The sequence below is a fragment of the Anaerovibrio lipolyticus DSM 3074 genome (assembly GCF_900141865.1).
In the GTDB taxonomy this organism is placed as follows: Bacteria; Bacillota; Negativicutes; order Selenomonadales; family Selenomonadaceae; genus Anaerovibrio; species Anaerovibrio lipolyticus.
Genome location: NZ_FQYW01000003.1, coordinates 92,824 through 106,694, shown reverse-complemented (window position 1 = coordinate 106,694; position 13,871 = coordinate 92,824). Strand labels below are relative to the sequence as shown.

General features: G+C 45.8%; 9 protein-coding genes, 1 tRNA gene and 1 pseudogene. 8 read left to right on the top strand and 3 right to left on the bottom strand.

The window, feature by feature from the left end:
* Positions 1-682: 682 nt before the first annotated feature.
* Positions 683-5,254, top strand: coding sequence for an autotransporter outer membrane beta-barrel domain-containing protein (locus tag B6K08_RS00515; RefSeq protein ID WP_039206824.1), 4,572 nt, complete (start codon positions 683-685; stop codon positions 5,252-5,254).
* A 17-nt stretch (positions 5,255-5,271) separates the two neighbouring features.
* Positions 5,272-5,721, top strand: coding sequence for a hypothetical protein (locus B6K08_RS00510; RefSeq protein ID WP_039206821.1), 450 nt, complete (start codon positions 5,272-5,274; stop codon positions 5,719-5,721).
* A gap of 90 nt (positions 5,722-5,811) precedes the next feature.
* Here the strand turns inward: B6K08_RS00510 and B6K08_RS00505 are convergent, their stop codons facing one another.
* From B6K08_RS00505 to B6K08_RS00495, 3 genes are all read right to left on the bottom strand, one after another.
* The gene (locus tag B6K08_RS00505; RefSeq protein WP_039206818.1) at positions 5,812-7,098 is read right to left on the bottom strand and encodes an O-acetylhomoserine aminocarboxypropyltransferase/cysteine synthase family protein; all 1,287 of its coding nucleotides are present in this window, start codon (positions 7,096-7,098) and stop codon (positions 5,812-5,814) included.
* A gap of 151 nt (positions 7,099-7,249) precedes the next feature.
* Positions 7,250-8,200 (bottom strand): PRC-barrel domain-containing protein, encoded by a 951-nt coding sequence (locus tag B6K08_RS00500; RefSeq protein ID WP_080325175.1) that lies wholly within the window; start codon positions 8,198-8,200, stop codon positions 7,250-7,252.
* A 24-nt stretch (positions 8,201-8,224) separates the two neighbouring features.
* Positions 8,225-9,514 carry a hypothetical protein gene (locus B6K08_RS00495; protein ID WP_143254795.1) on the bottom strand — a complete coding sequence of 430 codons (1,290 nt, stop codon included), beginning with the start codon at positions 9,512-9,514 and terminating at the stop codon, positions 8,225-8,227.
* Positions 9,515-9,755: 241 nt separating this feature from the next.
* On the opposite strand from B6K08_RS00495, the gene B6K08_RS00490 reads away from it, so the two are divergent.
* The 6 genes and pseudogenes from B6K08_RS00490 to B6K08_RS00465 all read left to right on the top strand — a co-directional run bounded on the left by B6K08_RS00490 (position 9,756) and on the right by B6K08_RS00465 (position 13,862).
* Entirely contained in the window at positions 9,756-10,031 is a 276-nt protein-coding gene (locus tag B6K08_RS00490; RefSeq protein WP_039206815.1) for an HPr family phosphocarrier protein, read from the top strand.
* Positions 10,032-10,067: 36 nt separating this feature from the next.
* Positions 10,068-11,774 (top strand): phosphoenolpyruvate--protein phosphotransferase, encoded by a 1,707-nt coding sequence (gene ptsP, locus B6K08_RS00485; RefSeq protein WP_039206812.1) that lies wholly within the window; start codon positions 10,068-10,070, stop codon positions 11,772-11,774.
* A gap of 68 nt (positions 11,775-11,842) precedes the next feature.
* Positions 11,843-12,527 (top strand): annotated as a pseudogene (locus B6K08_RS00480) (uracil-DNA glycosylase).
* A gap of 269 nt (positions 12,528-12,796) precedes the next feature.
* Positions 12,797-12,872, top strand: a tRNA-Gln gene (locus tag B6K08_RS00475).
* Positions 12,873-13,111: 239 nt separating this feature from the next.
* Positions 13,112-13,396, top strand: coding sequence for a 30S ribosomal protein S6 (gene rpsF / locus B6K08_RS00470; protein WP_039206807.1), 285 nt, complete (start codon positions 13,112-13,114; stop codon positions 13,394-13,396).
* Between the two features lie 19 nt (positions 13,397-13,415).
* Positions 13,416-13,862, top strand: a complete 447-nt coding sequence (locus B6K08_RS00465; RefSeq protein ID WP_039206804.1) for a single-stranded DNA-binding protein — start codon at positions 13,416-13,418, stop codon at positions 13,860-13,862.
* Positions 13,863-13,871 lie beyond the last annotated feature (9 nt).

Genomic DNA, 13,871 nt, shown 5'->3' with positions numbered 1-13,871 from the left:
ATGCTATCAGTAAAGATAGCTTCTCGTAAAGACTCATAGGCACCACCTCCCTGGAGGAGGAAACCGACACATCAACTGTCTCTCAGCTCGTATTATAATACAAAATATATGTTCTATCAAGACAAATTCCAGCTGCTACACATTAGTGTGGCAGTTTTTACTAGGAAATCTTAGCGAATCAAATCTGAAAGATGAAGATGAGCTTTAGATTTCGTGTAAGGGCTGATGAAAACCAGTATGTTTTCATCTTGCTTTATTTAAGTCCCCATATCATTTACTTCGATATAACTTAAAATGGGTTTGGTAAGAAAAAATACCCAAAAAATATTTTTTAGCAGGATATTTGGACTGTATGTAGAAGTAACAAATAGTAGGTGTCAAGTATTTTATGTAGCGAATTTGGTAATGTTTCCTACCACGGAAAGGAGGGCTGGGCCATGAGAGGGTTGAGACTATTTGGGCTGATGAATAGTGAGTCAGCAACCCCTGCTTTTTTTGTGCCTAGCCCTGTCCTCGGGGGGGGGCAACTGTCCGCTAAAAGTAGATACTTATACACAAGTGAATAATAATGTAAATAAGCCTTCTCTCAGGGGGCAGGTGAGCCATTGGGGCTACTCTGCGGCCTGAGGGGAGGCTTTTTGCGTTTATTTAAGCAAAGTCAACCATGGAAGGAGAAGATAATATGACGAAAAAAGAAAAGGAACAGAATATGAAGCTGGCCAGATATATTGCCTGTGCCCTGATGCTGGGGAATGGGTTGCTGTTTGCTCCTGTGGCAGAGGCAACGGCTTATGAAGTCAATGATGCCACGGCTTCTGGAATGCAAAAGGATGAAACTAATAGCGTTCTCTATGGAAACGCAGGAGGATCCAGCACAGACACCCTTACTATCAATTTCGATGGTACGGATTTTAATTCTTGGTTTATTTCCTGCGGATTTGTAAATAATAATACTACGGGGAATACTTTACAAAATAACACGACAACTGTCACTAAAAGCAACCCATATGGTATTTATAGTGCCTATCAATTATCAGGAACTTGTGGAGATGTGAAAAATAATAAGCTGATTTTCAATGGCGGATTATTACCGTGGAAGATGGGAGCTGCATATCTTTCAAATGATAATAGTGCTACAGTTGAAAATAATATTCTAACCATAAAAAGCTTCACAGGAAAGTTGGGTACAGTTGATCTTTATGGCGGTTATGGAGGAAAAACAAATAAAGACAATGCCATAAATATTAATGCGGCAGTAACAGTCAAGAATATTTATGTTGGTCAGGTTGGTAGTGGCACTGGAGTCACCAGTACAGGCAACACTCTAAACCTTGGCGTAAAAGGCATAACTACAGAAACAGTTGGTTACACTCAGAAAATTACCATTGGCTACAAGGATACTAAAACAGGTACAGGCACGCATCTTATAGATTTCGCGAATGGTGGTACTGTGCTTTCAGCGACCGGGCTGATTGATACCAGTTCGAGTTCATTTGGTCTCCAGACTCTGGACATCACAGCGAACAAGGATAAGTTCTTGGCTGCCACCTCCGGCACGATGCATCTTCTTTCCGGCGGAGGAGCTACTGATTTCAGCAATCTGAAGCTTGATTGGTGGGGTGGAACTGGACAGACTATTGGCACATCAGGTATTACCATAACGGAAGATGAGAATGCCCAGACAAGCACGGATAATAATGTAACCTTAACCTACAAGGGTGCGCACAAGGTTCTTCTGACGAGTGATAAAAAGGGGGTAGATTACAGTGTAGTGACAAATGCAAAGGATGTTTCCTTTGGGGATATTACATGGAATACAAGTGCTGCGGCACGGTCGGGCACAGGGTATACCTTTGATGGAGATACCACTATCAGTGCTTCTAATCTGTCCTTCACGGGTTCGGGGTTGGTAAATGCACTGAGTGATACAAATAAAACAATGACCCTGCTCTCCAATGCCTCGGGCATTACGGGGAATCATATTACTCCGACACAGCCTTCCAGCACTAGTGCGTCATTTACACATAACGGTATTGCATATGAAGGTTCTGTAAACGGTACGCTGGATGTTTCTGGAACCGATGTGAATTACACCCTAAGCAGCGGTACTTTGAATACTATTAATCTTAACGGTTGGAATGGCATAGGTGATGTAAGCTTGTCGGGCTGGACTGCGAAAGATGGCGGCGTTTCCGTAGAAACAGGGAGCTTCACAGCTACCCCTGTCAGCGGAACTATCATCACGGCAACGGATGGATTCTTTGGTGATATAACTGGAGATAAAGCATATTCTGCCAGTGGTACTTTCTCGGGAGATACGGATAAAGGCGTAACTCTTTCGGGTACAAAGTCAGGCGGCGTCAAGACGAATGACGCAAAGTCAGCTCTTATTTATGAAGCTGAGCAGAGACAAGCCAAAACCATTTCCCTTGGGGATATGACATGGGACGACGGGCGTACAGCAGCAACCAACTATGACTTCAGCGGCGTGGAGAGCATAGACGCCTCGAAGCTGAAATTCTCCTTTACGGGGGATAAAGCAAACACCATAAAGGCCACTGATACCACGGAAATCCTTAAGTCTGCGACGAACTTGGCAGCAGATCTTCCTGCGACATACGCTTCAGGCACATCCCACAGCCAGGGTATCAGCTATACAGACAGTAATAGTGTGACTCTTTCTGGTACTTTGACAGGCAATGTGTCAACTGTAGCAAATGAGGTGGACTATACAGTCACAAGTAAAACTCTTGAGAATATCAGCCTCAACGGCTGGAACGGCACAGGCGGGCTGGCTATAGATGCAAGCTGGACACCGGGTACAGGCGGCGGAATTGATGTAGATACAGGAACATTCGCTACACCTACCACAGGGGGAAATGTAGATATCTTTACCCTGCCGACACTAGGGGGATTTGTATTCGGCGATGTAACCGGCGACAAAGTATACAAAGAAGGAACGGCTTTCAGCGGAGATACTAAAAAGGGTGTAACCTTCTCTGGAACCGAGTCCGGCGGTATCAAAAAATCTGATGACAACAAGAAGTTGACATACTTTGCCGAGACGAAAAACACCCAGAAAATTGTCTTTGGCAATATGACATGGAATGACGGGCGCACAGCAGAGTCCAATAATAACTTCTCCAATGTATCGGAAATAAATGTATCCAATCTGAATTTTACCTTTAATGGTACGGATGCCAACACCATAAAGAAAACCGACACCATGGCACTTCTTAAGAGCGCCACAGGTCTTGAAGCAGACAAAACGGTAACAGGCACACCGAAAAGCCAGAACATCAGCGCTACGGATGCCACGGGTATTAAGCTGTCCGGAACTCTGACAGGAGCTGTTTCCACATCTGCAGGGCAAGTGGATTATACTGTAACAGAAAAGACCTTGAACAAAGTGGATCTGTCAAGCTGGAACGGAATAACGACATCTGTAGATACAAGCTGGGAAGCACCTGAAGGCGGCGTAATAGCTGTAGATACAGGTACTTTTACACCACCAACAACGGTGAATCCGGGGACAACCGTAGATATTTTTACCGCTCCTACTGGCACCACTTTCGGTAATGTTGCGGGAACGGGGAGCTATAAGGAAAATGAACCATTTAAGGGTCCATCCAAAGGAGGTGTGACACTGGAGGGCAGCACCAGCGGCGGTGTAAAAACAGAAGAAGGTGCTACTAAGCTGACCTATACGGGAATACAAAACAGCGTAAACAAAATAACTTTGGGCAAGATTACCAATCCGGCAGCGGAATTTGGCAATGAGTACAACTTTGCTGGGGTAACAACCGTAGATGACAGCGGACTTTCCTTTGAGAATCCTGAAAATATTGGCAATGGTGATAATGTCACCCTGTTTACCTCGGCAAACAGCAGCCTGACACCTTCTGGTTCTCCAACCGATAAGACTGTTTCTTATTCTACAACTCCAGTAACAGGTGTCACTCTTAATGGCCAAATAACGGGCAGCTATTCCAACACTAACAGCGCCATGACCTACAGTGCTACGGCCAACAACGCTCAAAAGCTGACCTTTGGCAATGTGGAGTGGAAGGATACAGGTGCCCTTATTGATCACAGCACAACTCTGACCAAGGTTAACTTTGATGGGGCCAGTGTGGATACTTCCAACATTAACTTTACCAATATCCAGGAGCTGGAAGCCAACAAACAGATGACCCTTGTGTCCAATTTTGGTGGTACTCCTGGTACTATAACCGGTTCAAAATACAAGGTAGGCTCCACCCTTCAGGGTGAGGGCAAGGCTTCCATGGATGGAGATAATTTGATTTTCACCGCAGATACTACGGCGGAAAAGATGCAGGTGCAGGAGCAGACCCATAACACACTTATGGGGGCTTCGGCCAGCATGACTTCTCTGGCCCAGGGTAATGAATTTATTAACAGAACCATGGATGATATGTTCCTCAGTGCCAATGTAGGTAGGGACGGCATTGCTTCCTTTGCCCATATCGGTGGCGGTTCTCTGCGGCAGGAAACGGGCAGCCATGTTAATACCCGTACATGGAACGCTATTGTGGCTTTAGGTCATCAGAACAAAAAGCCTCGGAATACCTTTGAATATGGAGCATTTGTGGAGTATGGTACTGGTAATTACACCACCTATAACGGAGATGAGCGGGGCGACGGCTCCAGCCGTTATGTAGGCGGTGGCTTGATGGCAAAATGGACAGCTCCAAGTGGCCTCTATGTGGAAGGAAGCCTGAGGGGCGGTTCTATCAATGATGACGGTCATAATCTGCTGCGGGATGTAAACGGTGTTCCATACAGCTACAATGTAGATACACCTTACTATGGTTTTCATCTTGGGGTGGGTAAGAAGATTCCTATGAAAGGCGGCAATACACTTGATCTATTTGCCAAATACTTCTATAACCACCGTAACAGTACATCCTTTGATGCTGGTGGACATTATGAGCTGGATGCTATTACCAGCCAGATTATCCGCGTAGGAGCCCGATATACTGTTAAGCGGGATAAATGGAATTACTACGGCGGACTGGCCTATGAGCATGAGCTGGACGGAAAAGGAGGCGGCTGGGCTGACGGCATGGCTATCCGTGGTGTAGATACCAGTGGTGGCAGCTTCCGGGCAGAACTGGGTGCTACCGTAATACCAAATGAGGATATACCACTTACTTTGGACTTTAATCTCGTTGGTTTTGCTGGTAAGAAGCAGGGGATCTTTGGCGGTATGGGATTAAAGTTTAATTTCTAAATAAATGGAGTTTGATTATGAATCTCAAGGCCGATGCTTTTGGCAGTTTTTTAAATAAAAATGATATTAAAGATTTTCAGGTGAAGGAACTGTCTGATGATGAGCAGAATACAGCAGTTTTTTGTACCAATATAGTGGTTGAAAATCAGCGGCTTCCCTCATGGGTGCTGTTGAACGAGTCGCCCTTTATCACAATAAGGGTCATGATTTTACAAAATGCTCTTACTATGGATAATGAACTGAAGTCTATGTATTTTGTTAATGGGCAGAACCGTGATTTTAGGCCCTTCAAGATGTATTTTGACGGTGATGGTGCCTTGATTATGGAACTTTGCTGGGCGGTCAATGGCCAGCCACAGGAGGATTTTTCCACCCTGGGCAATGAAATCTACAGAGGCCTTGATATGGTTATAATGTTCCTGAACCAGCATTATAAAAACTGGATGAAAGAAATGCAGATGCAGTAGATGATCCTTTAGGTATTCCTTTTAAAACAAAATCAAAGAAGGCTGCGCCACTGAATTCAGTGGGCAGCCTTTTATCGTGGAATATGTAGTTTAAATAGCCTCTAAAGCCTGCTTCAGGTCATTGATAAGGTCCTTTTTGTCCTCAAGACCGCAGGACATGCGCACCAGTCCTGCTGGAATTCCAGCCTCCGTAAGCTGTTCCTCTGTAAGCTGACGATGGGTGGAGGTGGCAGGATTCAGACAACAGGTTCTGGCATCTGCCACATGGGTTTCAATAGCTGCCAGCTTCAAATTCTTCATAAAGGTTTCTGCTGCCTTACGGCCACCCTTTAATTCAAAGGAAACCACGCCACAGCCACCCTTTGGCAGATACTTCTGGGCGAGGCTGTTATACTTGTTGCTCTTAAGTCCAGGATAATTTACGGAAACAACCTGTGGCTGGCTCTCAAGGAATTCAGCTACAGCCTGGCCATTTTCCACATGGCGGGCCATACGCACATGGAGGGATTCCAGACCGAGATTCAGCATAAAGGCACTCTGAGGGGACTGAACGCAGCCCAGATCACGCATAAGCTGAACAACGGCCTTGGTAATAAAGGCTCCCTCCTTGCCGAATTTTTCTGCATAAATAAGGCCGTGATAGGACTCATCAGGGGCAGTAAGCCCTGGGAACTTGTCCTTGTGGGCTATCCAGTCGAATTTTCCGGAATCGATAATGGCACCGCCTACAGCTGCGCCGTGGCCATCCATATATTTAGTGGTGGAGTGGGTAACAATATCTGCACCCCACTCTATTGGTCGGCAGTTTACAGGGGTAGGGAAGGTGTTGTCCACGATAAGCGGTACTCCGTGGGCATGGGCCACCTTGGCAAATTTTTCAATATCAAGAACAGTAAGAGCAGGGTTGGCAATGGTTTCGCCAAACATGGCTCTGGTATTTTCTTTAAAGGCAGCGGACAGCTCCTCCTCGGAGGCATCAGGGGAAACGAAGGTGGCTTCAATGCCCATTTTTGCCATGGTTACTGCAATAAGGTTAAAGGTTCCGCCGTAAATGGAGGATGATGCCACAATATGGTCTCCTGCCTCACATATATTGAATAGGGCGAAGAAGTTGGCTGCCTGACCGGAGGAGGTGAGCATGGCTGCACTGCCTCCCTCTAAATTGCAAATCTTGGCTGCTACAGTATCGCATGTTGGATTCTGCAGGCGGGAATAGAAATAGCCAGTGGCCTCCAGGTCAAAGAGCTTTCCCATATCCTCGCTGGTATCGTATTTAAAGGTTGTGGACTGGATTATTGGTATCTGACGTGGTTCTCCGTTGCCGGGAGTGTAGCCGGCCTGAACACATCTGGTGTTAATGGAATAAGCATTGTTCATATACAAAACCCCTTTTTATCAATATGAAATAATTATAACGCCATTGCTCAATTTTTTCTTCTAAAAGAAGAAAAAAATTCTAATAATGGAGAAAATGTATAAAAAAAGGCACTGGCCGAAGCCAATGCCCTTTAAAATTTTAGTTTAAATTTTACTGCACGTTCAGTGTAAGAGGAACGAACATGTTGGAGAGCTGTGCTCTCTGGATAACTTCCTCGGTGATAGGGTCGCCCTCATTTACGATAACGACACCAGTTGGGGAAGTAAGGGTACGGCGGGCAGTTTTACCAAGGATAAACTTGCGCTGTCTGTCAATGGTAGTGTTGTTTGCCGCCTGATGCATGGAATCATGGGCTGCAACTGGTTCAGGTGCAGGTTCTTCTTCCTTAACCTCTTCAGCTGCTGGCTCTTCCTCTGGCTGAGCCTCCTCTGCAGGAGCTTCTTCCACGGGAGCCTCTTCAGCTGGTTCCTCAGCTGCTGGCTCTTCCTCTGACTGAGTCTCTTCTGCAGGAGCTTCCGCAGGAGCCTCTTCAGCTGGTTCCTCAATTACTGGTGCCTCTGCTGCTGGTTCTTCAACTACAGGAGCTTCCACAGCAACTTCAGTGGATTCAGCAGGAGCTGCACTTAATTCATCAGTTTTTTTTTCCGAGTCGATGATGGTTACCTGCTTACCAAAAATGGAAATCTGGTCAGAGGTGATTTCAGACAGGCTGCCATCTGATGCTTCGATTTCGCACTTTTCGATTTTGCCGCCTTCGCCGACATAAATCTCAACTACATTACCCTGGATAGTACCGGACTTGGTGATGGCCTTGGTGCCGATAACCTTTACGTTTTCGTCCATCATGGTCTCATAGTCACCGGCATTCTCAAGGGTGAGAATGGTTTCGCTGTTAACAACGGTTACAGCGTCTTCACCGATAGCTACTACAGAAGAATATGGGAGAAGCTTTACGCCTCTGTACCAATCCTCGTCCTCAATAATAATGGCAGCAATGGCACCATTCTTGGCATCAACCAGCAGGCCCTTGCTCATGCCCAGTTCACGGCCCTCAGTGATACTGATGACTGGCAAACCGATAATTTCTACACTCTTTTTCATGGAAAAATCCTCCCTAATGATTTATCAAATAGAGCGAGCCTTTCTCTCATTGTAGATAGACTCGATTTTTGACATATAGTCCTTTGGAATATCGAAGAATGGGGTATCAGGCTGATTTTCTGCTATCAGCACCTCTTTGGTGGCCTCAAGATAAATCATACTGTCCTCAAACTCCGCCAGCATGTCAGGACTGTCCGCAACTGCTGGTATTTCAAGTGCATCATAGAAGCACTGAATTGCTTCGTCATAACGTCCGTGATCCTTGTGGATATTGACAATTTCCAGTACAAGGAATGGGGCGTAGGCATCGTCACGATACTGCTCCAGGGCATAATTGTAAGCCTTCAGAGCACTGCTCCAATCAGAAGAGCCCTTTAATTCAAAGGCATAATCCAGAACATCGTCCAATGTAGCAGTGCCGGCCAGCTTTTCCTCCACGGAAGGTTCTGGCTCAGCCTCAATCACAGGCTCTGGCTCAGAAATTTCTTCTTCTGGCTCTGGTTCGGAAGCTTCTTCAGGTTCCATTTCAGCTTCAGCCTCAGCCTCAGGAGCTTCCTCCTCGATTACAGCTTCGTCTTCTGCTTCCTCAGGAGCAATTTCTTCGGCTACAGCCTCCATTATAGGCTCTGGCTCCGAAATTTCTTCTTCTGGCTCTGGTTCAGAAGCTTCTTCAAGCTCTATTTCAGCTTCATCCTCAGCTACAGCCTCGGTTTCTGTTTCTTCAGGAGCTTTCTCCTCAATTACAGCCTCAGCTTCTGTTTCCTCAGGAGCAACTTCCTCGACAACAGCCTCAATCATAGGCTCTGGCTCTGAAATATCTTCCTCCGCCTCTTGCCTAGTCTCAATTACAGGCTCTGGCTCTGGAATTACTTCCTCCATCTTTGGCTCAGCTTGAACAATAGGCTCTGGTTCCGGCTCCTTGTCCTTGGCAATTAAAGCCTCGACCTCTTCATCGGAAAGGATGGCTGAATTGACCACTGGAACCAGTTCATCCTTAGCTGGAACAGCTTCCTGCTTCAGCTGGCTGTTTTCGCCATCAGCAGCTTCCAGCTGCTTTCGTCGTTTGCGGATAAAGAAATGATTAATACTGGTTATAACTATAGCCGCAACGAGAACCATGGCGCCCAAAACGGTGAAACGGTATTCCGTAAGAAATGGTGCCACTGGAATTGACAGGAAATTTATAAGCAGTGCGCAAACACCACAACCCACCAGGGCCGGAAGGCTCAAGGCCCAGTCCAGGGCACGGGCTACCTTATATACGACCAAAATGGCCACTGTCATAATGATAGCCGTCATAATAAAGAACATCAAATAAAATCACCACTATAGAATTGTAAGTATAGTTTGTGGTTATAACTTGTAGATATTATTCCCCACAATAAAAATATATTCGACAAACCACAGGGGAATCCTTTAAAATAAGCATAGGAACAATAAAAAACTGCATTTCCTTGCAGGGGATTTTCCCATTGTGTCGAATATACAGCTTTGCATTACAAGTTTAATTTTATCATAACAATTTAAATAAGCATAGTAGGAAAGAGGTATTTTTATGCAGGAATTAAATTTGAAGGTATTAAACAAGCCAGGATTACATGCGCGTCCAGCCAAGGAGCTGGTAAAATTCAACAAGGGAATTGAGTCTGATGTGGTAATTAAGTTCAATGGAAAAAGTGCCAATATTAAGAGCATGATGGCTGTTATGGCTTTGGGTGCCAAGCAGGATGCTGAGGTTACCGTTACCATTGAGGGTCCTGATGAGGCTGATGTGGCAAAGGCTGTAACTGAAATGTTCGCCAACGGTTTTGGCTTCCCTGATGAACTGTAATTAAATACCAATCCGTGGAGGGGGGAGGATTTGTTTATGTCAGAGAAAATCCAGGGTAATATTGCCATCCCGGGAATAGCAATCGGAAAAATCATGAAGGTGGGCCAGTCCCTTGATGGATATATGGCAGCCTATACGCCAGGCAGTGCAGAGGAGGAACTCTCCAAGCTGGAGGAGGCTATTGATACAATATCTGCAGCCATTGATGAAAGTGTTGAGGCCATGAGGGCAGCAGGACAGGATGAGCAGGCTGAAATTATGGAGGCCCATTCCTTTTTGCTGATGGATCCAATGCTTACTGATGGTATGAATGATAAGACCCGTGAAATGGGCCATGCTCCAAAGGCTGTTTTGGAGGCTGCCCAGGAGTGCGCTGAAATGCTGGCGGGTATGGATGACGAATATATGCGGGAGCGTTCTGCTGACGTAAAAGACATTGGCCGTCGTATTGCCCGCCATTTGTTGGGTGTTAAGGAACCGGAAATCGGTGAGGAACCGGTGGTGCTCTGCGGCTTTGAGGTGGAGCCATCTGCCATTGCCAATATCCCCGACGATAAAATTGCCGGCGTTATTATGGGCCAGGGCAGTACCACCTGTCATGCAGTTATTATTGCCAAATCCCGTGCCATTACCACAGTGGTGGGCCTGGAAAATCGGGTGGAGGATATTCCGGAGGGAGTCAAGGTACTCCTGGACGGCAACGAAGGTCTTGTGCTGGTAAATCCGTCTGCGGATGAGCTGGTAGCCTACGAGGCAAAAATTAAGGCCCAGCAGGAGGAGCAGAAGCGTCTGGATGCTCTGAAGGATCTGCCAGCTGAAACCACTGATGGGGTGAAGGTGCAGCTGGCTGCCAACATTGGACTTCCAGAGGATGCAGAGGCTGCAGCCAAGTTTGGCAATCAAGGTGTTGGCCTGTTCAGAAGTGAGTTCCTTTTCATGGGCCGTGAGAATATCCCAGATGAGGATTTACAATTTGAGGCTTATAAACGGGCCATTGTGGCCTGCAAGGGGGAGACCTGTGTCATTCGTACCATGGATATTGGCGGTGACAAGCCTCTGGCATATTTAAATATTCCTCACGAGGATAATCCATTCCTGGGTTATCGGGCTATCCGCATAAGTCTGGAGCGCCCTGCTCTATTCATGCCACAGCTGAAGGGCATTTTACGAGCCGGTGTATATGGCAAGGCTGCAATTATGTGTCCGATGGTTATCAATGTGGATGAGATAAAGGCTGTCCGTGAGGCTGTAAACAAGGCTATGGCGGAGCTGGAGGCAGAGGGTAAAGAATACTCCAAGGACGTTGAGCTTGGTATTATGGTGGAAACACCGGCGGCAGCAGTAATGACTCCGGTACTGGCAAAATATGTGGATTTCTTCAGCATTGGTACCAACGATCTGGTACAGTATACTTTGGCAGTGGACCGTGTAAATCCACAGATCAGCAAGCTTTATGATCACTTTAATCCTGCTGTGCTGCAGCTGATTTACCGCACCATAAAATCTGGTGTGGATAATGGAAAATGGGTAGGCATGTGCGGTGAAATGGCCAGTGACCCTTATGCAGCTGTTATTCTTATGGCTATGGGCATTACGGAGCTTAGCATGAGTGCTCCTTCCATTCCAAAGGTAAAGGAACAGATTCGCTCTGTATCCATGGATGAGGCCAAGGCCCATCTTGAAAGGGTTATGACCATGGAAACAGGTGCAGAAATTCGTGAGTATCTCCATAGCAAAATCTAAAAAAATGGGACTGCTTTTGTGGTCCCTTTTTCTATTTTCCTTTGCTGTGGTATACTTCTTGTTAGGTGATGGCTGTGAGAATTTTTACAAATGATTGGGAGCAATATCTGCTTCCTGAAATGGAGAAGCCATATTATAAAGAGCTTCGCCAATTTCTTATAAATGAATATCGTACCCGGCAAATCTTTCCGGATATGTATTCCATATTCAATGCCCTGCACTATACCAGCCTGGCGGATACCAAGGTGGTTATCTTTGGCCAGGACCCATATCATGAGCCGGGGCAGGCCCATGGTTTGAGTTTTTCTGTATTGCCAAATGTGCCACCGCCCCCCCTCCTTGCAGAATATTTTTAAGGAGCTGGAAACGGATTTGGGCTGCAGCGTGCCGGATAATGGCTGTCTGGAGCCATGGGCAAGGCAGGGAGTATTATTGCTAAATACTGTTTTGACGGTGCAGGCCCATAATGCCAATTCCCACCAGGGCAAGGGCTGGGAAATTTTTACTGACAGGATAATTTCCATTCTTAATGAGCGGGAAAAGCCTATGGTGTTTATTTTGTGGGGGGCACCGGCAAGACGGAAAAAGGCCATGATTACCAATAAGGCTCATCTTATAATTGAGTCGCCCCATCCAAGTCCTCTTTCGGCTTATCGGGGCTTTTTTGGCAGTCGGCCATTTTCCAGAGCCAATGAATTTTTGAAGTCAACAGGCCAGGAGCCTATTAACTGGCAGCTGCCAAATATACATTAGATTTTATTGGGCAAATGACTAATGGCTTTCACGCCGTCCCTGTGCTAAAACTTTTTCTTGCTTTTATATAGCGGCAAAAATCATAACTCGCTTCGCTCAAACAGATGATTTTTCCCACTATGATTAAGGTATAGCAACAAAAAGTTTCTTAACGCACAGTGACTAAATGTTCAAGCCACTAGTCATTTGCCCATAAATTAAATATAAAAAAATAATTGTTGACAAGCTGCCCCCTTTTAGATATAATTCTCGTTGTCTGAAAGATTCATAGGGGTATCGCCAAGTTGGTAAGGCACTGGATTCTGAATCCAGCATTCGTAGGTTCGAGTCCTGCTACCCCTGCCATTTAACTTTAAGAGACTGCGTTGCAGTCTTTTTTTTATGCCTTACCCTATGGGGAAGGGGAATTGTCCCAGTCTTTTGAGACGTTGGATGAGGTAATAAAAAATATTTCTTGCATCGAATCTTTCAGAGTGATATAATTTTCAAGTCACAAGGACAAAGATAGTTTCAAATTTTCGTTTGATAACTTTCTCTGCTCCTTATGTAATAAGGAGCCAAAGACCAAAGAGGGAGGTGATTTCGTGAGAAAGTACGAAGTCATATTCATTGTTAAACCAATGGAAGAAGAGGCAACTAACGCTGTAGTTGAGAAGTTCACTAAGCTGATTGCTGCTAATGGCGGTACTGTTGATTCCGAGGATCGTTGGGGCAAGAAGCGTCTTGCTTATGAGATCAAGGATTGTACCGAAGGCTACTATGTTCTGCTTAACGTAACTGCAGAGCCTGCTTGCGTAGCTGAAGTTGACCGTGTTATGAAGATTACTGATGATCTTCTCAAGCACATGGTTGTACGTGTAGAAGAGTAATAGTTTCGGGAGGTAAACCATGAACAAGGTTATACTGGCAGGCAGATTAGCCCGTGATCCAGAAATGCGTTATACCACTTCTGGTAAGGCAGTTGCATCATTTTCTTTGGCAGTAAATCGCCGTTTTGGCCGTAATGCCGGAGATCAGCAGCAGACTGCGGATTTTATTCCGATTATCGCTTGGGAAAAATTAGCTGAAATTTGTGGTAATAACCTCATAAAAGGAAGTCAGGTATTGGTAGAAGGCCGTATGCAGGTGAGATCCTACGAGGCCCAGGACGGATCCAAGAGATACGTTACTGAGGTAGTTGCGAACGAGATTGAGTTTATGGGATCCAAGCAGCAGCGTGACCCTAATGCTAATGGTGGTGGATTTGCGCCATCTCCTGCTGCAGCACCAGCTGAAGCAGCTCCTATGGGCGGCTTTGGTGGCAGCCCAGTACCGGATGACGATATTCCATTTTGATAGGAGGGA